Raw genomic sequence first — 20247 nt, 5'->3', positions numbered from 1 at the left:
ATCTGTCGCCGATTTTCCCGAATTCGCCGGATGCCTGATAAAGGCTCAGAAATCGAGCCCCCGACGCAAGCTCTTTCCATTTGAGCGTAGACACGGCCCCGCACGGGAGTCAAGGGCCGAAGTCCCGGGGAACCAGCGCGGGTTCCGGGTGGCTATCGCGGCTCCGTTTCGGCGCGCCGGGAGGCCGGTTCGTCCGCGGTGGCCGTACCGCCGCGGCGGCGGTGGACGGCCAGCGACACCGCGTACGCGGCCCCGCCCGCGATGGCCGCGAGCCCGCACATCACCAGGGTCGGGCTGGTGCCCACGTTCCCCGACAGCGAGGTCACCAGGATGGCGCCGAGCGGGGTGGTCCCGGTGAACGCCACCGCGTAGAGGCTGCCGACCAGCCCGCGGCGCTCCTGGCTGACGCCGACGGCGAGGACCGCCTCGGAGGACGCGGTGAACATCAGCCTGCCGAATCCGCCCGCGAACAGCAGGGCAGGCACCACGGCCAGAGAGGGCGTCAGCCCGAGCGCCACGAACGCCGAGCCGAACAGCAGCAGGCCGAGGAAGGCGGAGGTGGCGGCGCTGGTGCGCAGCCAGGCCCGTACCGCGCCGCCGAGGAACGAGCCGATCCCGAAGGCGATGTTGAACGCGGCCAGCACCCACGGGTCGTTGTGGTAGTCCTCCCGGACCACCAGCGGGACCATGGTGGCGACATTGAACGACACCAGGCTGACCAGCGAGAAGATGATGAGCAGATCCCGGACGGCGGGGAGCGACCAGATGTACCGGAACCCCTCGCGCAGCGGGCTGGGTCCGGCGATCCGCACCTCGTAACGCGGCCTGGGCAGCAGCAGCGCGGCGAGGACGAAGGTCAGCGCGTCCACCGCGAAGCACAGCCCGGACGGGCCGAAGGTCAGGATCACACTGGCGAACGCCGGTCCCACGATCCGGCCCAGAGTGCTCGCCGAGCTGGTGGCTCCCGCGAACCGGGCGCGGGCCTCGTCCGGGACGATCGCCGCGACATAGGCCATCCGCCCGGCGTGTTCGAGCATCGCGAAGACCTGACTGGCGGATCCGGCGATGACGAAGGGGACGAACAGCAGCGACCCGGGGGTGAACGCCAGGGCCATCACGGCGAGGGCGAGCAGGGACTGGGCGTAGTTGGCCAGGAGCACCAGCCGGCGCGGATCGCGGCTGTCGACGTACTTGCCTATGGCGGGGCCGAGCAAGGCGGCGGGCGCGTAGCGGGCGGCCATCAGCACACCGAGCGCCAGCGGCTGGTGACCTGCCTCGAGGACAACCCACGCCTGGGCCGTCACCGACAGATAGGTCCCGCTCTGGGACAGGAACTCGCCCGACATGTAGGTGATCGCGGGCCTGCTCCGCAGCGTCCTGGCGGCCTTGGTCCCGGCGCTCACGGGCGGGCTCCGTTCCGGCGTGCAGGGGCATACATGGGCACGACGTGTATCACTCGCTGTAGGGGGCTGTCCACGCGGAGGAAGCGTAGCCGCCGCACCGGAGGGGGGCGGGGGTGATTCAGGATCGGGGTCTTGCACGGCCCGTGGTGGATCGGGTTTCCTGGAGGGCGGTCGACCGCGAACAACGCGGGGGTTGGCGCGTCCGCGCATTTTCCGGTCCTCAATCGTTCTCTGTCTTGTATGAGCTTCGACCTTCCTTTACCGAGGCGTGCCGTGATGCAGCGGAATTGACCCTTCCGTATTTGTTTCCCAGCCGGCCCCGTTATCTCCTCGGCGCGGGGTGAAGACATTTTCTTGTTCCCGGAATCTCCTCGGCCGCCCCCCGATCATCCCCATCGGTCCAGCAGAAGGAGCACAGTCATGAAACTGGCGGTCGCTGGTGTCGGCAACAACATCTCCGCGTTAGTCCAGGGCATCGGGTTCTACCGCCGGTCCGGTGCGGACGGGCCCCTTCCCGGGGTCACCCATCCCGTGCTCGGCGGGGTGCGGGTGACGGACATCGAGGTGGTGGCCGCCTTCGATCTCGCGGACAACAAGAGGGGCAGGCCGCTGTCGGATGCCCTCTTCGCCGAGCCCAACAACTACCCGGTGCTGGAATCCCTGCCCCTGACGGAGGATCCGGAGGTCGCGCCGGGGATCGCCGATCCGGACGACGAGGCGCGGATCGACCAGGTTGCCAAGATCCTGCGGGAGCAGGAGGCCGAGGTCCTGCTCTACTCACTGCCCACGGGACTGCCGGAGCTGGCGCGGGCCTACGGCCGCGCGGCGCTCGGGGCCGGTGTCGCGGTGGTCAACTGCACCCCCGATCCGATGGCGGGGCTGCCCGAACTGCGAGCCGAGGCGGAGGCGAAGGGCGTCCCGCTGGTCGGCGACGATCTCCAGAGCCACTTCGGCAGCTCGATCGTGCACGGCTCGCTGCTGGCCCTGCTGGAGGAGCGCGGCCTCACGCTCAGCGGCTCGTACCAGGTCAACATGGGCGGCAACGCCGACTTCGAGAATCTGCGCACCCACAGCGAGAGCAAGCAGGCGTCCAAGCACCGGGCGCTGCGGCAGAAGGTGAGGCGGACCGACGCGGTGACGGTCATCCCGTCCGCCGGGTTCGTCTCCCACCTGGGCGACCGCAAGGTGGCGCATATGTCGGTGGAGGCGCGCGGCTGGGCCGATATGCCGGTCAAGCTGGATGTCACCCTCCAGGTGCAGGACTCCAGCAACGCGGCGGGCGTGATCATCGACCTGGTGCGGATCGCGGCGGTGGCCAGGCGGCGCGGTGAGGGCGGCTTCCCGGTGGCGGCCACCTCGCTGCTGAAGTCGCCGACCCTGGTGGAGGATCCACTGCTCCAGAGCCGTCACGCGCGGGAGGCACTCACGGAGCTGTCGGCCGAGAACGACGGCTGAGGCGGCGTCATGGCCGATCTCACCAGCGTGGCTGAGCTGTCCGTCCTCAAGCACATCCCCGTCGAGGTCCTGACCGGGTACGGGCTGCGGGACATCCCCGGCGGCGGTGTCCACATCGACTACCTCACCCCCGACGGCCACCCGGGCCGGGCCCGCCACCGCTGGCAGGTCACCGGGCTGACCGGGTCGACGTTCGAGGAGAGTGACCGGCCGGTCACCGCGTACTGGCGCCCGGAGAGCCGGGAGTTCGCGCGACGACGTGACTTGGTGCTGCTCACGGAGGGCGAGTCCACCTGCTGGACGCTGTGGTACCGGGGGTTCGCCGCGGCGGGCTTTCCCGGCGCCGAGCAGGTCGACTGTCTGGACGCCGGCCATCTGGCACCGGCGTCGACCGCGGTGATCGTCGCCGAGTGGGACGACCCGGACACCTACCCCGACGGTGTCGGCGACTTCGTCGACCGGGTCGTGCGGCGGCTGGCCGTCTGCGGTTTCCACGGGGCGGTCAAGGTGCTCGACCTCGAACCGGTGGCCGAGGACATCAACGCGCTCTACCGGGCGGATCCCGAGCGGTTCGAGCCCGCCCTCCTGGAGCTGATCAGCAAGGCGCCGAAGCGGTGAACCCGACGGACGGAAGCGAGGCGAAACCCATGGCGGCAGCCCCGGCCACCCGGGTGGCGGTGCTCGGCACCGGCACACTGGGGGCTCCGATGGCCCGCAACGTGGCGGCGACCGGTGTCGAGGTCACCGTCTGGAACAGAACGGCAGAACGCACCAAACCCCTGGCGGATGCCGGGCTCCGGGTGTGCGCCTCGGTGGCGGAGGCGGTGGCGGACGCCGATCTCGTACTGACCATGCTGTCGGACACCACCGCCGTGTCCTCGGTGATGCGCGACCACGGCGGTCTGGAGGCGATGACACCGGGCGCCGTCTGGGTGCAGTCCAGCACCGTCGGCATCCAGGACACCGAGGGCTGGGCCGGGGCGGCCCGCACCGCCGGGGTGGCGTTCGTGGACTCCCCCGTGCTCGGCACCCGTACCCCGGCGGAGAACGGGCAGTTGGTGCTGCTGGCCTCCGGCCCGGACGAGGCGCGGGAGGTGTGCCGCCCGGTGTTCGAGGCGATCGGCAAGCGCACCCTCTGGCTGGGCGCGGCGGGCACCGGCACCCGGCTGAAGCTGGTGGTGAACACCTGGCTGCTGTCGCTGGTGGAGGTGCTGGCCGAGTCGGTGGCTTTCGCCAAGGCGATGGGGTTCGACGCGGAGACCTTCTTCGCCACCATCGAACAAGGCGGCGTCAGCCTCCCGTATGTGCGGCTGAAGGGTTCGGCGATGGACCGGGAGGAGTTCCCGCCGGACTTCACCCTGCGGCTGGCCCGCAAGGACCTGCGGCTGGTGCTGGACGCCGCCGCTGACGCCGGACTGCCGGTACCGGTGGTGGAGGCGGTGGTCCGGCAGTTCGACCGGGCCATCGGGCTCGGCCACGGCGACGCGGACTACGCCGCCACCTATCTGGCCACCCGGAGCGAGTCATGAGCGGGCGGGCCCCGGACGAGTGGCTGGCCGTCGTCGGGCTGGGCCGTCTCGGTGCCGCCGTCGCCGGGCGGCTGGTCGACGCCGGGTACCAGGTCAGCGGATTCGATGTGTCGGCCGCGGCGACGGCACACGCGGACGCGATGGGCGTACGCACCGGGGACAGCTGCGCGGCGGCGGTGCGCGGGGCGGCCACGGTCATCACCGTCCTGCCCGACGCCACGGTCGTGGCGTCGGTGGCACCGGAGATCCTCGCCGCGATGGAACCGGACGCGTGCTGGCTGGAGATGAGCTCCTCGCATCCCGAGGTCACCCGCGCGCTGGCGGCGGACGCGGAGAGGCGCGGTCTGGCACTGCTGGACGTCCCGGTGGCGGGCGGGGTCGCGGGCGCGGAGCGAGGCGTGCTGACGGTGATGGCCGCCGGACCCGCGCCCCTGCTGGAACGGGCCCGGCCGGTCCTGGAGGTGTTCGGCAAGCGGATCATCCATGTCTCGGAGCGCCCGGGCGACGGCGATATCGCCAAGACCATCAACAACCTGCTGGCCGCCGCCAATCTGGCCGCCGCCTCGGAGGGTCTTGCGCTCGGTCTGGCCGAGGGGCTCGATGTGGAGGTGCTGCTCGAGGTGGTCAACGCCGGAAGTGGCACCTCGTTCGCCACCACCGCGCAGATCCCCGGATTCGCCCTGGAGGGCCGGTACACCGCCCGGTTCACCGTCGGCCAGTACGCCAAGGACGCCCAAGTGGCGCTGGATCTCGCGGGGCGGCGCGGGATGAATCCGGCGATGCTCACCCGCGCGCGCGATCTGTGGCAGGTGCTCGCCGACGACGGACACGCGGACGACGACTACACCCGGATCACCCCCCTGGTCGCCGGGGCGGCCGGGGTCGAGTGGCCCGCACCGCGGACGGAGGAGGCGTGATGAGCGCGCGAACGGCCGTGGTGACGGGCGCGGCCCGGGGTATCGGCGCGGCCACCGCCGACCGGCTGCTGGAGGAGGGCGGCACCGTGGTCGGGGTGGATGTGCTGCCCCCGGCCGAGCCGTCACCGGTGGTGGCGAAGCACCCCGAGCGGTTCGAGCACCGGATCGCCGATGTCAGCGACGAAGCGGCCGTGGCCCGGGCCTTCGACGGGCTGGACCGGATCGATGTGCTGGTGAACGTCGCCGGTACGGTGCTGGTGAAGCCCTTCCTCGACACCACCTGGGCCGACTACCGCCGGACCCTCGATGTGAACCTCGGCGGGACGATCCTGGCGTGCCGGTATGCCGTACCGCTGATGCGGGACGGCGGCGTCATCGTCAATGTGGCGTCGATCTCCGGGCACATCGGCCAGACCCAGCACGCCGTCTACGCCGCCAGCAAGGGGGCGGTGCTGTCGATGTCACGGGGGCTGGCCTGGGAACTGGCGCCCCTGGGCATCCGCGTCAACACCGTCTCGCCGGGCTCGGTCGACACCGCGATGCTGCGCGAGGACATCGGTATCGAGGCCCGTCGGCTGGGGCAGCCCTTCGAGCGCGTGAAGGCCGAGCGCGAGGGTGAACAGGCGCTGGGACGCTGGGCCCGTCCGGAGGAAGTGGCGCATGCCATCGCCTTCCTGGCGAGCCGTCAGGCGTCCTTCATCACCGGCACCGACCTGCTGGTCGACTCGGGGTGGGTGGCGAAGTGAACCCGGAGGGCCACGCGGGCACATCGGGGCCGCTCGGCGTCGGTGTCATCGGGCTGGGGCGGGTCAGTCCCGCGCATCTGGAGGGCTATCTCGCACTGCCGGGCGAAGCACAGGTGGTGGCGGTGTGCGACATCGACAGGAGGAAGGCGGACGCGGTCTCCACCGGGCTGGGCGTGCCCGGGTTCACCGATCACACGGACCTGCTGGCACACCCCGGTGTGGACTGTGCGGTGATCCTCCTCCCCCATCTGCTGCACCATCCGGTGGTGGCGGCGGCCGTGGCGGCAGGCAAACACGTGACGGTCGAGAAGCCGCTGGCGGTGTCGGAAGCGCAGTGCCGGGAGCTGATCGACGCCGCCCGGGCGCGCGGGGTGGTGCTGTCGGTGTCGGAGAACAGCCGTTTCGTGGAGAGCTATCTGCGGGTCAAGGAGCTGCTGGACACCGGCCGGATCGGCGGTGTCCGGCTGGTGCGGGCGTTCATCTCCGGCTCCGCCGTGTCCGAACTGGCCGATCCGGACGAGTCGTGGAAGCACCAGGACTTCGGCTTCGCCGCCATCCTCGACGCCGCGACGCACGTCTTCTACGTACTGCGGTGGATGTTCGAGCCGGTGGTCTCCCTCCAGGCGACCACCCGCCACTGGTCGGTGGACCACGGTGTTCCAAAGTCCACGGTGGAGGACGGCGCGGTGGTCACCGGCCGGTTCGCGGGCGGTGGACACTTCTCCGTCGAGATCGCGCTGAACCTCGAAGTGCCGTGGGGCGAACGGTTCGAGATCTACGGCGAGGCCGGATCGGTGGTGTGCGACCAGCTGACCGACCCGGTGGCGACCTTCTACCGTGACGCGTCCGACTTCGGGTCCGTTCTGCCCGGGGTGTCCACCGATCCCCGTGGCTGGCGTACGGCGTCGATGCACCGCGGCGCGGCCGACTTCGTACGCGCGGTCCGCTCCGGGCGTTCCCCCGCCGTCACCGCCGAGGACGCCGCCTACGCGGTACGGCTGGCGGAGGCGGCGTACCGCTCCGTCCGCGAAGGGGGTGTGATGGTGTCAGTGTGACGGCACCGGCACCTCCGGGCCGAGCAGGCCCTCGGCGCGCAGATCGTCCCAGAGCTCCCCGGGGATCGGGGTGTCCATCCAGGTGACGGCGTCGTTGACCTGCTCGGCCGTGCGGCATCCGATGACCACCGAGGACACCGCGGGGTGGGCAAGCGGGAACTGGATCGCCGCCTGCGGCAGCGCCACACCGTGGCGGGCGCACACGGCGGCGATCTCACGGGCGCGGGCGATCCGCTCCTGGGGCGCCCGGGTGAAGTTGTAGCGGGCGTCGTCGGCGACCTCGGGGCGGGACAGCAGCCCGGTGTTGAACACCGCGGCGGCCACCACGGACACTCCGCGCTCGGCGCACAGCGTCAACAGCCCGCCGAGGGCGGGCTGTTCAAGCAGGGTGTAGCGGCCCGCCAGCATGACCTCGTCAATATCGGTCTCCCGGACGAAGGCGGCGGGCATCTCCCACTGGTTCATGCCCACCCCGATCCTGCCGACCACACCCTGGGCCCGCAGGTCGGCCAGGGCCGGATAGGCCGTACCGACCGCTTCGGCCCAGTGGTCGTCCGGGTCGTGCAGATAGACGGTGTCCACCCGGTCCGTACCCAGCCGGTGCAACGACGCCTCCAGCGAGCGCTTCACCCCGTCGGCGCTGAAGTCCCACACCCGGCGCAGATCCGCGGGCACGTCGTACCCGCCGATCTCCAGGTCGGTGCCGCCCCGGCCGGAGGGCTCCAGCCACCGGCCCACCTTGGTGGACAGCACGAAGGCGTCCCGCGGCCGGTCCGCGAGGGCGGCGCCCAGCCTCCGTTCGGACAGCCCCAGCCCGTAGTGCGGTGCGGTGTCGAAGGAGCGCACGCCGGCGTCCCAGGCGGCGTCGACGGCGCCGCGCGCCGTGTCGTCGGTGATCGCCCGGTAGAGATTGCCGATGGTCGCCGCCCCGAACCCCAACGCACGCATGCTCTCGGCCCCTTCGACGTGGCGCGCCCCGACAACAGCCCCGCGGTCGAGCTGAAGACCAGTGTAGGAAGCGCACGGTCGCCGTGGCGAGACCGCCGCCCCCGCGTGACCGCGCCCGCGAACGGAAGCCGTACCCGCCGGCGCGAGCCGTAACCGCTAACGGGAGCCGTACGGGAGCAGGGCCATCTCCCGGGCGTTCTTGATGGCACGGGCGATCTGCCGCTGCTGCTGACGGGTCACATGGGTCACCCGACGGCTGCGGATCTTGCCGCGGTCGGAGATGAACTTCCGCAGCAGATCGGTGTTCTTGTAGTCGACGTAGGTGATACCGGCGGCGTCCAGCGGATTGACGCGGGGACGCTTGGCGCCACGGCGGGTGGCGGTGCTGGTGCGGCGGGTCATGAGCGGGTCCTTCCCGTAGAGGCCCACCACAGGATACATAGCATTGGTTTTCATTTTCATGTAGCTGCTGCGGCGCCGCCGCACCGACCCCCTACGAGGAACAGGGCCATGTCCGCGCACTGCCAACTCACCGGCCGCCGACCCGGCTCCGGCCACCACCTCTCCCATGCGCACCGCCGCGGCCCGCCGAGGCCGCCGTGACCCGGACCCGCTCGCGGGGAGGGAAGGCCTGATGGCGAAGAAGAGCAAGATCGCCAAGAATGAGCAGCGGCGGCTGATCGTCACCCGTTACGCGAAGCGCCGCGCGGAACTGAAGGCGCTCATCGCCGGCCGCGCACCTCCGACGAGGAGCGCGTGACCGCTCAGCGGGAGCTGCGCCGCCGGCCGCGCGACGCCGGCGCCACCCGTGTGCACCACCGTGACACCGTCGACGGGCGACCCCGCGGCATCTGCGCGCGTTCGGCCTGTCCCGTGTCCGGATGCGCGAGATGGCACACGCGGGTGAACTCCCCGGCGCGACCAAGATCAGCCGGTAGCCCGCTCCCGGCGGCACCGGATGTCCGGGCGGGGAGCCGGCCTCAGCCCCCCGTCCGCGTGGCCACCACACCGTTGCACGGTCCTTGGACTCGGGAACGCGTCTGACGGCCGTGGCGTCCAGGGCCGGGCTCGCGGCGTGCGCACCGGCCCTCCCGGCGGGACGCCAGGTGCCGGTCACGGTCACCCAGGAGTCGCCGCGCGGCGCCGCGGCCCCGCGCACCCGCACCTCGCGCACCTCGCGTCGGCGGCGCGGCAGCCGAGGGCGAGACGGCTGACGTACCAGGTGCCGTGGTGTCCCGGGTGACGAACCCGGTGAGGCGGACGGTGCGGCCCCACAGGGCGCCGCGGGCATCCCAGACCGCACGGGAGCTGAAGTCGGAGAGCGACATCGGGACCGGTGCACCTCCGCTTATCGATAATGAAAACCACTGCCATATAATGAGGGCATGGCACGCGATGAACTCCGGCCGGTGATCAAGCTGCGCTCCACCGCGGGCACCGGCTACACCTACGTCACCCGCAAGAACCGCAGAAACGACCCCGCCCGCCTGACGCTGCGCAAGTACGACCCGGTCATCGGCCGCCATGTCGACTTCCGCGAAGAACGCTGACCAACTCCCCGCCGCACTGAAGGGATCCGCCATGAAACCCGGCATCCACCCCGCCTACGGTCCCGTCGTCTTCCGGGACCGGGCCGCCGACTACGCCTTCCTCACCCGCTCCACCATGACGAGCGAGCACACCGTCGAATGGGAGGACGGAAACACCTACCCCGTCGTCGACGTCGAGATCTCCTCCGCGAGCCATCCCTTCTACACCGGAACGGCACGGGTGATGGACACCGCGGGACGCGTCGAGCGGTTCGAGCGCCGCTACGGCCTGCGCGGGGCGAAGTGATGCCGGGGAAGACCGCTCTGCCCGTGGTGATCGTCGCGGGGCTGCACCGCGACGCCCGCCGGACCGTTGTGGACCACCTGCTGCACACCGTCCCCGGCAGCGTCGCGCTCCACCACGATCTGGCCACGGCCGCCGACGGCACGGTCCGGCGCGTTGTTCGCGACGCGTCCGGCGAGCTGTCCCACGGGGAGACGCCGCTCGTCAACGACTGCGCCTGCTGTGCGCTGCGGGAAGATCTTGTCCCCGAGCTGGAGCGACTGGCCGACGGAGGTCTGGTCCGGCTCGCCGTCGTGGAGTTGTGGGATTCCGTCGAGCCCCGGGCCATGGCGGAGGTGGTCGCCGCACACGGCGGGGATTCGCTCGCCGTCAGCAATGTGCTGACCGCCGTCGATCCCGCGCTGGTGCTGCCCTGTCTGGCCAACGGCGACGATCTGACCGAGGCGGGTCTCGCCGCGGCGGCCACCGATCAGCGCACCGTCGGCGACACCTTCGCCCGGCAACTGGAGTACGCCGCCGTGCTGGCACTCGTCGACAGCGAGGACGCGGACGACGAGGACCGCTCCCTGCTCCGGCAACTGCACCCCACCGCACGTCAGCTGTCCGTCAGCTCGGGCGAGTTGGGGCGTGCCGCGTTCGCGGGATTCGATGTGGCGGCGGCCGCCGCTGCCCAGCATCCGGCCTGTGCGCTGCTGCCCCAGGAGGCCGACGAGGCGGGTGTCAGCACGGTGGTGTGGCGCCACCGCCGCCCGTTCCACCCCGGCCGTCTGCACCAGGCGCTGGAGGATCTGACATGTGCGGCCGCCCGCAGCCGGGGCCGCTTCTACCTGGCCGACCGGCCGGACACCCTGCTCGCCTGGGACGCGGCCGGGGGAGCCCTGTGTGTGGAGGGGGCGGGCCCGTGGCTGGCCGCCCTCCCCGACGCGGCCTGGGAGATGGTTCCGCCGGTGCGGCGGGCCGCCGCCGCACTGGACTGGCACGCCGAACACGGGGACCGCTGCCAGCACCTGGTGTTCGTCTCGCCCGGCCTGGACCGCGACGGACTGGTCCGGCTGCTCGAGTCGTGTCTGCTCACCGACCAGGAGTACGCCGCGGGGCGGCAGGCGTGGCGCCACCTGTCGCATGCGTTCGACGAGCTGCTCGATCCCGTCGTCTGACGGCTCGTATGCGCCGTACGCGTCCGTACCGGCGGAGGAGGTGGTCACCGTGGCGCGGTGACCAGCCCGCCGGTGCGGACGCGGCGCCGTGGCTAGGTCCTGTCCTGTCGATCTTCGTGGATCAGGCCGCGGCGTCTGGTGCCGTGGATCGCAAGGCGGAGGGTCGTCCTCGTACCGGGCGTACTCGGATGATCCCGACAACGCGGCGAGGTGCGGTGCCAGGCGTCGCGGCCCCGCGAAGATCGGCAGGACAGGGCCTAGGGGTTCTCCTGGAGGGTGAGCCCGTAGTAGTCGACGCGGTACTCCCCGACCCGCTGCGCATGGTCCGACAGACTCAGCTGCTTCGGGGATTCGACACCCAGGTCGCGCAGGGTGTCGACGATCATCCGGCCCAGCGCACGGCCGTCCACCTCGCCGATGCCGAAGTCCCCCGAGTGGTACGGGCACTCGAGCCAGTGGTCCAGCGCCGCCGGACGCGTGGCCTGCGCGATCCAGCCGAAGGACGCCGGATCGGTGATGTCGGCGCCGAGCGGCTCGGTGTCGTAGACGATCTCCAGCCGCTCACCGCAGCTGAGATGGAACAGGATCGGGCCGTAGGTGCCGGGCACCAACGCGTGGAATCCCAGGTCCAGTTCAATGCCCAGGGCGGTGGTTTCGGCCGGGAGGGTGGTGAGGAAGTCGCCCAGGGCGCCGGCGAAGACGTCCCAGTCGTCGGTGCGCCAGCGGCCCGGGAACCCGAGACCCGCGTTGGCCGGATCCTGTCGGGTGCCGAAGAACCCGCCGATGGCGTGGTGCTCACCGTGGCCCTGCCGCCAGAACCAGTTCTCCACCGGTTCGGTCGGCTGGAGCAGCAGTTCCGGGCCGTGTTCACCGGCGTGCAGCTCCAGGGTGTCCTCGCGGTCGCGCCAGCGCAGGAACGGGCTGCCCCAGAGCGGGGCGGAGTCGTAGAACGGTCCGGGGTCACCGTAGACACCCATGATGGGGGCGGGCCCGAACTCCTTGGTCAGGATCTGTGCGGCATCGCGGAACGCGGCCGCCTTCCCCGCCGCCCCGCCCTCCGGCACCGCGACGGGCACATACAGCCCGACGTATTCCTGGCCGTCAGGAACGAAGTCCCGCTCGAAACGGCCGACCGAGCGCAGCCGCACCGCCCATGCGGACGCGTCCGCGCCGTTCCGCCGCTGGTCGAGGTCCTCGGCCAGCGGCCGGAGTGCCGCACCGCTCCAGTCGCCGGTCTCCGCCCCCTTGAGCCGCCGCGCCAGGTCCACCAAGCGTGCCTCGTCCAAGGCCCCCGTCATCCGAACTCCCCGCATCGTGCTGTGTGGTGCTGTGTCGTGCTGATGGAGAAGACGATGTCATACGGCACCGACAGCGGTACACCGCACGGACCGCATGGGTGGCGCGCCGCTCCCCCGCCCTCGGGGCGGGGGACGGACACCCGGGCTAGATGCGGACCGGTAGGGCCGAGGCGAGAGTGTCCGCGATCAGGCCGGACCCGGTGGCGCCGTCCGGGGCGAGGATCTCGGCCACCGCGGCGCCCGCCGTACGGTGCCAGACACCGCCGCGCCGCAGCATCGCGTGGTCGCCTCCGGTGATGAGCAGGGTCCCGGCGCGGGCCCCGTCCACACGGGCGCGGCGGACCAGGTCGAGCGAGGCGTCCGGATCGGTCGTACGGTCCCGGTCGCCGTGCAGGATGACCACGGTGCCGCCGCGCAGCTGCGCCACCGGCTCACCTTCCGGACACCACGGAGCCAGTGCGACCACTCCCGCCACCCGCGGGTCGGCGGCGGCGCGCAGGGCGGCCCGCCCGCCCATGGAGTGTCCGATGAGCACCACCGGTACCTCACCGGCGCGCCGGGCCAGTTCGGCCAGCGCCCGTTCGGTGTCCCGCAGGGGGTCGGCGAGGGTGCCGTTCCAGCCCTGGTAGCGGTAACGGACGGTGCCGACGAAGAGCCGCCGGTCCGGGACGGCACGGTCCACCGCCCGCAGGAAGGGGCGCATCCGGACCGCCGCCGGCTGCCAGGGGCGGGCGGGCCGCCGTCCGTGCTCCCGGCCGCCGTGCAGCACCAGCACGGCGGCGTCGGCGCCCGCGGGGCCGGTGACGACGCGCAGGGCGGAGCCGTCCGGTGACGGATCCCGTCGGGAGCCGGGGTCTGTGAGCCGCGGTGGTTGTCCTCGCATCGTGATCCTCCTGGTGGCGGGCGCCGGGGCCCGCCGGATCCCAGCCTGCCCCGGACCTCTCCCGGAGCGCCTCACCCATGCCGGTATTGTCCCTGATCACACGCAAACTCTCGATGTTCCCGGCAAGCCCTTCCGCCCGCGGCTCCCGGGGAGAGCGCCGGCACCGATCCGGGAGCCGCCCTGCTGGCCTCCGGTGCGACCGTCCCAGGGATAGCCGCTCATGCTCAGACTGTTGAGGAGGAACAGCGCGCTGAGAGCCGTGGCGGCGGTGAGCACGGTCCGTGCCCAGTTGCGCCCCGCGCGCATTCTGACGGCGAGGAACAGCCAGAGCGCGCTGACCACGCGCCGCCCCACCTCGTACCGCGTCTCGCCGAGCCCGGTGGGGGCGAAGACAAACGCGTCCAGCACCCAGGAGACGAGCTGGAGCGCGATGGCTCCGAGGGAGTGCAGGAAGGCGTTTTCCACCTGCCGCGGGGGCTCACCGTCGCGTACCCCCGGGCTGCGGCTGCTCATTCCGTTTCCCCTCCGCTGAAGGACGTCCGGCCGAGGTTTCGTCCACACCTCTGGCACGACCGTCAAGCGCCTTCGAGGTTCCATCCGAGGGCGTCTTCGGGGACAAGGGCGCCTCCCCGGTGTGTCAGCCGCCGTGACACACCGGAGCCCGTAACGCGCCGCGGACCGGCGTCAGGTCGGCAGATGCGCCAGCGCGGCGATCAGCTGGACGGGCATGAAGACCGGCCAGTGGGGGCGGCCCACCAGATAGGACACATACCCGAGGGACCTGCTCGCCTTGATCTCGTCGGTGGTCTCGGCCTGGTAGACGAGTCGGCAGTCACCGGAGGCGCTCCGGGCGCGTTCCCACAGGACCGTGGCGGGCTTGCGCTCGGCCTCCGTGCGCGGAGTGAGGATCCGGTCGCCGAAGTCGGACCAGGCGAACGGACGCGAGTCCGTCCAGTCCTCGGCGATGACCTTCTTCAGCTCCGCCGCCCGCTCGGCGTCGGTGCTCCCCCAGGACGAGGGGACGTTGGTGATCAGGCCGACGGGTATGTGCCGGGCCCGCAGCGCCCGCAGATGCTCGGCCGCTCCGGGCAGGTACCGGATGCTTCCGTCGTCGGCCGTGTGGATGAGCGTCTCTCCGAGGTCGAAGTACACCACCACACAGCCACGGTGCCCCTTCGCCGCGTTGTCCTGCGGTAACCGCTCGGCGCCCTGCGCCGCGGTGGCCGGCACGGCCATCGCGGTCAGACCAGCGAGGGCCAGCAGCAGCCGTGTGGTGATCTTCCGGGCAGATGTCCTCGTCATGGCAGGTGCCCTTTTCTCTGTGGGGGGTGACAGGTCGTGTGCGGACACGACGGAAGGCCGCGCCATGCACACGTCATAGGGCATACCCCGTGATCGCCGGAAGACTGCATTCCCCGGCAAGACCACTGGCATTATCAGTGGTATACGACATGGTGCCGTGACGGATACGCCTTTCCGTCCCGACGTCCTCGTCATCGGAGCAGGCGCCGTGGGAGCGGCGTACTACCCCGCACGGCCGCAGGACTGAGCGTCCACGTGGTGGAGCGCGGGGCGGTGGGGGCACCAGCAGCGCGGGCGAGGGGACCTGCTGGTTGCGGACAGAAAGCTGGGCCCGGAGCTCGAGTCGGCGCTGCTGTCGTCCCGGCCGTGGCGTGAGACCGGCCTGGGCCAGCACCGACGCCTGGTCCCAGTAGCTGTGTTCACCGGAGATACGGTGGTCGTCGAGGGACACCACGGCGACGACCGATGCCGAGGGGGCGGCCGGTCGGGGCGATGTCGGCGTCGCGGGTGTCGAACTCGCTGCTGGTGTGCAGTTCCCAGACGCGCACCGGTTCCGCGCGGTGGGCGGTGGCCGTCATCGCGTGGCCTCCTCGGGCCCGGGTCTGCTGCCCCAGGCCGTGATCATTCCGGCGGAGAGCGCGGCACAGCCGGGCGAGTCGAGATACCGGATCGCCGCGTCGACCCCGGCGCCGTCCACCAGTCCGGTGGCCACGATCGCCTCCCGCGCCCGGTTCCAGGTCTCCGCCCAGAAGCGGCTGATGGGGCCGGCCGGGAGCAGCGGGGGCACCTGGATCTCGGCGGCGACGGAGGTGAGTCCGGCGGCGTGCAGCAGCTGGGGGTATTCGGGCACCCAGGAGATGTCGGTGCCGATGGTGTTGTGCAGCCCCCGCCACATGGCGCGCATGACCGTGGTGTACGGCGTCACCGGCGCGGTCGCGGTGGTCAGGTCGATGGCGTCGCTGAGCACCAACACCCCACCGGGGAGCAGGAGTTCGGCGAGTCGGTCGATCAGCCGCCGCCACGGGGAAAGATGCATCAGGACGAACCGGGCGTGGACCAGATGGAACCGGCCCGGGTCGAAGTCCGGTGAGGTGATGTCCGCCTCCATGACCTGGAGCCCGGGGACGGGGCGGGCCCCGAGGAAGCGTATGTCGCGGTCGACGGCGAGCACGGTGTCGACACCGGCCTCGCTCAGCAGCCGCCGGGCGACGGTGCCGGTACCGGCGCCGGCGTCGAGACAGCGCCACCCCGGTCCGGCGCCCAGGTCCCGCAGGCGGGCCAGCGTGATGGCATCGTAGGCGAGCGCGCCGAGATCGATCCGGTCGCCCTCGCCGGTCCGCTCGGGCCGGAACACATCCTCGCCGTAGCGGCCCGCCGTGTTGGCGGGCCCCGGCTGCGGTGCGCCGGGGCGGATGTGTGCGCACATGGGTCGGTCACCGCCTCCGTGTGTCGCCCCTGGTGGCCGTCGGCCGTACGGCGGGTCCGACTCCATTATGGCCGTGGTGCTCCGGCCCTTCCTGTCGTGAGCGTTCCTGCCGTGGCGAACGGTGCCCGCCCCCACCGGGCGGGCCGTACCCTGGTGCCCGTGCACATCTGCTTCGTCTGCACCGGGAACATCTGCCGGTCACCGTCGGCCGCGCTGGTCTTCGCCGAGCGTCTGCGCCGGGAAGGGCTCGACGGCGCCGTACGGGTCAGCAGCGCCGGTATCGGCCCCTGGCACGTCGGGGAACCCATCGACGAGCGGGCCGGTGAGCTGCTGGCCCGGCACGGTTACCCCGTCGAGCACATCGCGGCCCAGGTCGGTGCCGAGCACGAGGACGCCGACCTCTTCCTGGCGATGGACGTCGGCCACGAGAAGGCGCTGCGGCGGCTGGTCGACGATCCGTCCACGGTCCGGCTGCTGCGGTCCTTCGACCCGGACGCCCGTGACCTGGACGTACCCGATCCGTACTACGGCGGCCCGGAGGGATTCCACGAGGTACTGGCCATGATCGAAGCCTCGGTGCCCGGCCTGCTCGCCTGGGTGCGCGAGCGCCTCCCCGCATGACCGCCCGTCCGGCGTCCGGGGACGCCGAAGGCCCGGGTGCGGCGGCGGCCCGGTTCACCGGCCGCCGGGTGACCGCCGAGCGTCCGCTGTCGGGCGCGCTCGCCGAAGTCGGGCTGGGCGACGGGCAGGTGGTGATGGTCAAGCGCGGTGACCAGCCCGGCGCGGTACGGGCCGAGGCGGCGGGGCTGCGCTGGCTGGCCGACGCCGGTGCGGTCCGCGTTCCCGCGGTGTACGGCCACGACCGGCACTGGCTGGTCACCGAACGGGTCCCGAGCGGGACGCCGAGCGCCCGGGCGGCGGCCCGGTTCGGCCGCGAACTGGCCGCCCTGCACACCTCCGGCGCACCCGCGTTCGGCGCACCGCCGCCCGACGGCCCCGCGGACGCGTACATCGGGCTCGCCCCGATGCGCAATGTGCCCGGCACCGACTGGCCACGCTGGTACGCCGAGCACCGGGTGCTGCCGTATCTGCGCCGCGCCGTCGACGGCGGCACGGTGCGCTCCGCCGAGGCCACCGTGGTGGAACGCGTCTGTGAGCGGCTGCCCGAACTGGCGGGCCCGGCCGAACCGCCCGCCCGGCTGCACGGCGATCTGTGGAACGGCAATGTGCTCTGGGATGCCCACGGGCAGGTCTGGCTGATCGACCCGGCCGCGCACGGCGGTCACCGGGAGACCGATCTGGCGATGCTCCATCTGTTCGGCTGTCCGCAGCTGGACCGGGTGCTGGACGGCTATCAGGAAGCGGCGCCGCTCGCCGACGGCTGGCGGGGCCGCGTCGGACTGCACCAGCTCTTCCCCCTGCTGGTGCACACGGTGCTGTTCGGCCGTGGCTATGCCGAGCAGACGCTCGCTGTGGCCCGGGCGGCCCTGGCGGGGTGAAGCGGCCGGCCGCGGGTCGTGGACCGGGCCAGAGTGCAGGTCCGGGCCGTGGACCGGGTCCGGTTCAGCCTGCGCCCCAGACATCGGGCTGGGCGCCGTCGACATCGGTGAATCCGTACTCCCGGGCGAGCTGCGCGGAGCTGACCGACCGCTGGTTCCATCTGGCCCGGCCGGTGTCCGCGGCCAACGCGGCAACGGCGCGGCCGACATAGCGGGGTGACTCGGAGGACGCGAAGCCCGCGGGGGCGGTCGGGCGGCCCTCGCCCCGGTCGGGAGCGAGCGCCTCGCGCCAGTTCGCCTCCCCCACCCCGTAGTTGTCGAGCATCATCTCCGAACGCAGCCAGCCGGGTGTCAGGGCGACCGCGGTGGCCCCGTACGGTGCCAGTTCATGGCCCTGGGAGAACGCCAGCCGGTTCACCGCCGTCTTCACCAGGTCGTAGAAGACCGAGATGCGGTACCGCTCGGCGTTGTACGCGGCGGTGCCGTCGGTCACCTCGACCAGCAGGCCGCCCGGCTTCCCGATCAGCAGCGGCAGCAGGTGGTGCGAGGTGATGAGGTGTGTCTCGAGGCCGAGCCGGAGGATGCGCAGACCGTCGTCGAGACGGTGGTCCCAGATCGGGGTGTTCCAGTCGGCGGGCCCTCCCTTGAGCCGCTCGGCGCCCCAGATGTTGTTGACCAGCACATCGATGGCGCCGTGGTCGCGGCGGATGCGCTCGGCCAGCCGACGGACCTGCTCGGAGTTCAGATGGTCGGTCCGGGCGGCGATCCCCGTGCCGCCGAGCCGGGTGACGAGCTCGGCGGTCTCCTCGATCGTCTCGGGCCGGTCGTAGTCCGAGCCGCCCGGGCCCGTCACACTGCTGCGTCCGGTGCAGATGACGGTCGCACCGGCCTCACCCAGCGCGGCGGCGATTCCGCGTCCGGCGCCCCGGGTAGCTCCCGCGACGACGGCGACCCGTCCGCGCAGCGCGTCCTGATCGAGTGATCGGCTCACCCGACGAGTGTGGCACGGCGGTCATGGCCACCGCATGTGTGCGGCGGCGCCTCCGTCCGCTTGTGCCGGGTGGTCCCCGGCCGTCGGACGGCCTTGCCACCCGTGCGGCGGATGACGCGGGATGAGGGAACATCCCACCGGAGAAGGGGGGTTGGCCGGCGAGCTCCCCAGGGCGGGGCGGCATCACCAGGACATGCCCGTGGCCGGATGGCGTCACGGATCGACCACGGGATTGCCTGTATCATGAACCGGCAAGCAACGAACCACTCTGCCTGACGCAGAGCTGGCGCGACCGCTCGGCGGCCGCGGTCCTTCTGCCCCCTTTCGGCGCGGACCCGGTATCTACCCCGGTCCTGCGCGAGAGGACAGCTCTCGGCGCACTCCGCGACGACGCTCGGGTGCGCTACCAGGCGGCAGAAAGGGCATGGCCGTGGCAACCGCGGTCTCCACCACCCCTCCCGTCCGGCACCCCGAGCCCGCCGAGCGCCCGGAACCCGTCAAGCGCCCCGGCTACGGGCAGCTGCTGCGCACACCCGGCGCGTGGACGTTCCTGCTGCCCGGCTTCGCCGCACGGCAGCCGTTCGCGATGCTCACGATCAGCATCGTGCTCCTGCTGCGCCACACCACCGGCTCGTACGGTGTGGCCGGTGCGGTGGCGGCGGTCACCGGTGTCTCCATGGCGCTCTTCGCCCCGCAGGGCGGCAAGCTGGCCGACCGGTACGGGCAGAGCGCGGTCCTGGTGCCGGGTGTGCTGATCCACGCGGCGTCCGCGACGCTGCTGACGGCACTCGCGCTGGGGTACGCCCCGCTGTGGGCGCTGTTCGCCGCCGCGGTGCCGACGGGCGCGTCCGTTCCGCAGGTCGGCCCCATGGTGCGGGCCCGCTGGGCGGCGACGCTCGGGGAGGGATCCCCGGACGGGTCCCGGCCCGGGCCCGGCGGACGGCGCGGTCGGCTGCCGGCCACCGCGGCGGCGTTCGAGTCGGTGACGGACGAGCTGACGTTCGTCATCGGCCCGGTGCTGGCGACCGCCCTGAGCACCGGGGTGCATCCGGCCTCCGGGCTGATCGCGGAGGCCGCGCTGACCCTGGCGGGCGGGCTGCTCTTCGCGGCGCAGCGCCGTACCGCACCGCCCGTGAACCCGGCGACGCCGGGGACCCGTGAGCGGCGCGCCTCGGCCCTGTCGGTGCCGGGTGTACGGGTCCTGGCCGTGGCCTTCCTGGGCATCGGCTCGGTCTTCGGCGGTATGCAGGTGGCCCTGACGGCCTTCACCCAGGAGGTCGGTCAACCGGGTCTGAACGGTGTGCTGTACGGGGTCTTCGCCGCGGGCAACATGCTCGCGGGCGTGGCGTGCGGCGCCATCGCGTGGCGTACCTCACCGCAGCGGCGGCTGCTGGTCTCCTACGCCGCGCTGGCGCTGACCTGCTCTGTCCTGTGGGCGGTGCACACACCACTGGCGCTGGGCGGGCTCGGGCTGCTGGTCGGTCTGTGCATCGCACCGGCGCTGATCACCGGATACACCCTGGTCGAGTCCCTGGTCCCGGCCACGTCCCGCACGGAGGCGTTCACCTGGCTGACCGGCTCGGTGGCGCTGGGGCAGGCCACGGCGGTGACGGCGGCCGGGCAGGTGGCGGACGGCTTCGGCGCGAGCGCCGCCTTCACGGTGCCGCTGGCCGGTACGGCGCCGGCCCTGCTGACCGTGGTGGCCCTGCGCGGCCGTATCGCACCGCTTCCCCGCTCCGCGGTGAGGCGTGCGGGTCCTTCGGTGGGGCTCTGATCGCTGCCGGTCCGATCGGTGGCGGGCCGAG

General features: G+C 72.1%; 22 protein-coding genes and 1 pseudogene. 13 read left to right on the top strand and 10 right to left on the bottom strand.

The features are described from left to right. Window positions 1–152: 152 nt before the first annotated feature. The gene (locus HUT19_RS35715) at window positions 153–1403 is read right to left on the bottom strand and encodes an MFS transporter (protein ID WP_176184620.1); all 1251 of its coding nucleotides are present in this window, start codon (window positions 1401–1403) and stop codon (window positions 153–155) included. A 420-nt stretch (window positions 1404–1823) separates the two neighbouring features. Here HUT19_RS35715 and HUT19_RS35710 point away from each other — a divergent pair, with 420 nt between their 5' ends. From HUT19_RS35710 to HUT19_RS35685, 6 genes are read left to right on the top strand one after another with little or no spacing between them, the layout of a single operon-like run. Continuing rightward, window positions 1824–2858: a myo-inositol-1-phosphate synthase gene (locus tag HUT19_RS35710; protein WP_176184618.1), complete on the top strand. Its 1035-nt coding sequence runs from the start codon at window positions 1824–1826 to the stop codon at window positions 2856–2858. 9 nt (window positions 2859–2867) lie between these two features. Further along, window positions 2868–3476, top strand: a complete 609-nt coding sequence (locus HUT19_RS35705) for a hypothetical protein (protein ID WP_176184616.1) — start codon at window positions 2868–2870, stop codon at window positions 3474–3476. A gap of 29 nt (window positions 3477–3505) precedes the next feature. Next, window positions 3506–4387: an NAD(P)-dependent oxidoreductase gene (locus tag HUT19_RS35700; protein WP_176184614.1), complete on the top strand. Its 882-nt coding sequence runs from the start codon at window positions 3506–3508 to the stop codon at window positions 4385–4387. Beyond that, window positions 4384–5304: an NAD(P)-dependent oxidoreductase gene (locus tag HUT19_RS35695; protein ID WP_176184612.1), complete on the top strand. Its 921-nt coding sequence runs from the start codon at window positions 4384–4386 to the stop codon at window positions 5302–5304. Before HUT19_RS35700 ends, HUT19_RS35695 begins: the two co-directional genes overlap by 4 nt. Continuing rightward, the gene (locus HUT19_RS35690) at window positions 5304–6050 is read left to right on the top strand and encodes an SDR family NAD(P)-dependent oxidoreductase (protein WP_176184610.1); all 747 of its coding nucleotides are present in this window, start codon (window positions 5304–5306) and stop codon (window positions 6048–6050) included. The genes HUT19_RS35695 and HUT19_RS35690 overlap by 1 nt, the downstream gene beginning before the upstream one ends. Then, window positions 6047–7105 (top strand): Gfo/Idh/MocA family protein, encoded by a 1059-nt coding sequence (locus tag HUT19_RS35685; protein ID WP_176184608.1) that lies wholly within the window; start codon window positions 6047–6049, stop codon window positions 7103–7105. The genes HUT19_RS35690 and HUT19_RS35685 overlap by 4 nt, the downstream gene beginning before the upstream one ends. Here the strand turns inward: HUT19_RS35685 and HUT19_RS35680 are convergent. Together HUT19_RS35680 and rpsR are read right to left on the bottom strand one after the other, a co-directional pair. Continuing rightward, window positions 7097–8053 (bottom strand): aldo/keto reductase, encoded by a 957-nt coding sequence (locus HUT19_RS35680; protein WP_176184606.1) that lies wholly within the window; start codon window positions 8051–8053, stop codon window positions 7097–7099. The two genes, HUT19_RS35685 and HUT19_RS35680, sit on opposite strands and share 9 nt — an antisense overlap. 156 nt (window positions 8054–8209) lie before the next feature. After that, window positions 8210–8455 (bottom strand): 30S ribosomal protein S18, encoded by a 246-nt coding sequence (rpsR, locus tag HUT19_RS35675; RefSeq protein ID WP_176184604.1) that lies wholly within the window; start codon window positions 8453–8455, stop codon window positions 8210–8212. 232 nt (window positions 8456–8687) lie between these two features. On the opposite strand from rpsR, the pseudogene rpsN reads away from it, so the two are divergent. The 4 genes and pseudogenes from rpsN (at window position 8688) to HUT19_RS35655 (ending at window position 11043) form a co-directional block, all read left to right on the top strand. Then, window positions 8688–8991 (top strand): annotated as a pseudogene (gene rpsN / locus HUT19_RS35670) (30S ribosomal protein S14). 447 nt (window positions 8992–9438) lie between these two features. After that, on the top strand, window positions 9439–9603 hold the full coding sequence (gene rpmG, locus HUT19_RS35665) for a 50S ribosomal protein L33 (protein WP_176184602.1): 165 nt from the start codon (window positions 9439–9441) through the stop codon (window positions 9601–9603). Between the two features lie 31 nt (window positions 9604–9634). Next, window positions 9635–9889, top strand: a complete 255-nt coding sequence (locus tag HUT19_RS35660; RefSeq protein ID WP_176184600.1) for a type B 50S ribosomal protein L31 — start codon at window positions 9635–9637, stop codon at window positions 9887–9889. After that, complete coding sequence (locus HUT19_RS35655) at window positions 9889–11043, top strand: GTP-binding protein (protein WP_176184598.1); 1155 nt, start codon at window positions 9889–9891, stop codon at window positions 11041–11043. The genes HUT19_RS35660 and HUT19_RS35655 overlap by 1 nt, the downstream gene beginning before the upstream one ends. Before the next feature lie 257 nt (window positions 11044–11300). Here HUT19_RS35655 and HUT19_RS35650 read toward each other — a convergent pair whose 3' ends face one another. The 6 genes from HUT19_RS35650 to HUT19_RS35625 form a co-directional block, all read right to left on the bottom strand. Next, window positions 11301–12341: a hypothetical protein gene (locus HUT19_RS35650; protein ID WP_176184596.1), complete on the bottom strand. Its 1041-nt coding sequence runs from the start codon at window positions 12339–12341 to the stop codon at window positions 11301–11303. 145 nt (window positions 12342–12486) lie between these two features. Beyond that, entirely contained in the window at window positions 12487–13224 is a 738-nt protein-coding gene (locus tag HUT19_RS35645; RefSeq protein ID WP_176184594.1) for an alpha/beta hydrolase, read from the bottom strand. A gap of 96 nt (window positions 13225–13320) precedes the next feature. Then, window positions 13321–13737 (bottom strand): hypothetical protein, encoded by a 417-nt coding sequence (locus HUT19_RS35640; protein WP_176184592.1) that lies wholly within the window; start codon window positions 13735–13737, stop codon window positions 13321–13323. 171 nt (window positions 13738–13908) lie between these two features. Beyond that, window positions 13909–14526 carry a hypothetical protein gene (locus tag HUT19_RS35635; protein WP_254885961.1) on the bottom strand — a complete coding sequence of 206 codons (618 nt, stop codon included), beginning with the start codon at window positions 14524–14526 and terminating at the stop codon, window positions 13909–13911. A 419-nt stretch (window positions 14527–14945) separates the two neighbouring features. Next, entirely contained in the window at window positions 14946–15104 is a 159-nt protein-coding gene (locus HUT19_RS35630) for a hypothetical protein (RefSeq protein ID WP_176184590.1), read from the bottom strand. Then, a complete protein-coding gene (locus HUT19_RS35625) occupies window positions 15101–15952 on the bottom strand; it encodes a trans-aconitate 2-methyltransferase (protein WP_176184588.1) in 852 nt (283 codons plus the stop codon). The genes HUT19_RS35630 and HUT19_RS35625 overlap by 4 nt, the downstream gene beginning before the upstream one ends. A gap of 159 nt (window positions 15953–16111) precedes the next feature. Between HUT19_RS35625 and HUT19_RS35620 the strand changes: the two genes are divergently transcribed. Then, window positions 16112–16573, top strand: a complete 462-nt coding sequence (locus HUT19_RS35620; RefSeq protein ID WP_176187692.1) for a low molecular weight protein-tyrosine-phosphatase — start codon at window positions 16112–16114, stop codon at window positions 16571–16573. Next, complete coding sequence (locus HUT19_RS35615) at window positions 16570–17451, top strand: fructosamine kinase family protein (protein ID WP_176184586.1); 882 nt, start codon at window positions 16570–16572, stop codon at window positions 17449–17451. Before HUT19_RS35620 ends, HUT19_RS35615 begins: the two co-directional genes overlap by 4 nt. Window positions 17452–17515: 64 nt before the next feature. Here HUT19_RS35615 and HUT19_RS35610 read toward each other — a convergent pair whose 3' ends face one another. Continuing rightward, the gene (locus tag HUT19_RS35610) at window positions 17516–18442 is read right to left on the bottom strand and encodes an SDR family oxidoreductase (RefSeq protein WP_176184584.1); all 927 of its coding nucleotides are present in this window, start codon (window positions 18440–18442) and stop codon (window positions 17516–17518) included. Between the two features lie 424 nt (window positions 18443–18866). Here HUT19_RS35610 and HUT19_RS35605 point away from each other — a divergent pair, with 424 nt between their 5' ends. Continuing rightward, window positions 18867–20216 carry an MFS transporter gene (locus tag HUT19_RS35605; RefSeq protein WP_176184582.1) on the top strand — a complete coding sequence of 450 codons (1350 nt, stop codon included), beginning with the start codon at window positions 18867–18869 and terminating at the stop codon, window positions 20214–20216. Window positions 20217–20247 lie beyond the last annotated feature (31 nt).

The organism is Streptomyces sp. NA02950 (genome assembly GCF_013364155.1).
Taxonomy (GTDB): domain Bacteria; phylum Actinomycetota; class Actinomycetes; order Streptomycetales; family Streptomycetaceae; genus Streptomyces.
The sequence above is the reverse complement of the archived record's forward strand: the minus strand, read 5'-3'. Positions and strand labels throughout refer to the sequence as shown.

Coding starts and splice junctions, on each gene's coding strand:
- HUT19_RS35710 (WP_176184618.1), top strand. CDS start 1,824: ATGAAACTGGCGGTCGCTGGTGTCGGCAACAACATCTCCGCGTTAGTC.
- HUT19_RS35705 (WP_176184616.1), top strand. CDS start 2,868: ATGGCCGATCTCACCAGCGTGGCTGAGCTGTCCGTCCTCAAGCACATC.
- HUT19_RS35700 (WP_176184614.1), top strand. CDS start 3,506: ATGGCGGCAGCCCCGGCCACCCGGGTGGCGGTGCTCGGCACCGGCACA.
- HUT19_RS35695 (WP_176184612.1), top strand. CDS start 4,384: ATGAGCGGGCGGGCCCCGGACGAGTGGCTGGCCGTCGTCGGGCTGGGC.
- HUT19_RS35690 (WP_176184610.1), top strand. CDS start 5,304: ATGAGCGCGCGAACGGCCGTGGTGACGGGCGCGGCCCGGGGTATCGGC.
- HUT19_RS35680 (WP_176184606.1), bottom strand. CDS start 8,053: ATGCGTGCGTTGGGGTTCGGGGCGGCGACCATCGGCAATCTCTACCGG.
- rpsR (WP_176184604.1), bottom strand. CDS start 8,455: ATGACCCGCCGCACCAGCACCGCCACCCGCCGTGGCGCCAAGCGTCCC.
- rpmG (WP_176184602.1), top strand. CDS start 9,439: ATGGCACGCGATGAACTCCGGCCGGTGATCAAGCTGCGCTCCACCGCG.
- HUT19_RS35660 (WP_176184600.1), top strand. CDS start 9,635: ATGAAACCCGGCATCCACCCCGCCTACGGTCCCGTCGTCTTCCGGGAC.
- HUT19_RS35655 (WP_176184598.1), top strand. CDS start 9,889: ATGCCGGGGAAGACCGCTCTGCCCGTGGTGATCGTCGCGGGGCTGCAC.
- HUT19_RS35650 (WP_176184596.1), bottom strand. CDS start 12,341: ATGACGGGGGCCTTGGACGAGGCACGCTTGGTGGACCTGGCGCGGCGG.
- HUT19_RS35645 (WP_176184594.1), bottom strand. CDS start 13,224: ATGCGAGGACAACCACCGCGGCTCACAGACCCCGGCTCCCGACGGGAT.
- HUT19_RS35640 (WP_176184592.1), bottom strand. CDS start 13,737: ATGAGCAGCCGCAGCCCGGGGGTACGCGACGGTGAGCCCCCGCGGCAG.
- HUT19_RS35635 (WP_254885961.1), bottom strand. CDS start 14,526: ATGACGAGGACATCTGCCCGGAAGATCACCACACGGCTGCTGCTGGCC.
- HUT19_RS35630 (WP_176184590.1), bottom strand. CDS start 15,104: ATGACGGCCACCGCCCACCGCGCGGAACCGGTGCGCGTCTGGGAACTG.
- HUT19_RS35625 (WP_176184588.1), bottom strand. CDS start 15,952: ATGTGCGCACACATCCGCCCCGGCGCACCGCAGCCGGGGCCCGCCAAC.
- HUT19_RS35615 (WP_176184586.1), top strand. CDS start 16,570: ATGACCGCCCGTCCGGCGTCCGGGGACGCCGAAGGCCCGGGTGCGGCG.
- HUT19_RS35605 (WP_176184582.1), top strand. CDS start 18,867: ATGGCCGTGGCAACCGCGGTCTCCACCACCCCTCCCGTCCGGCACCCC.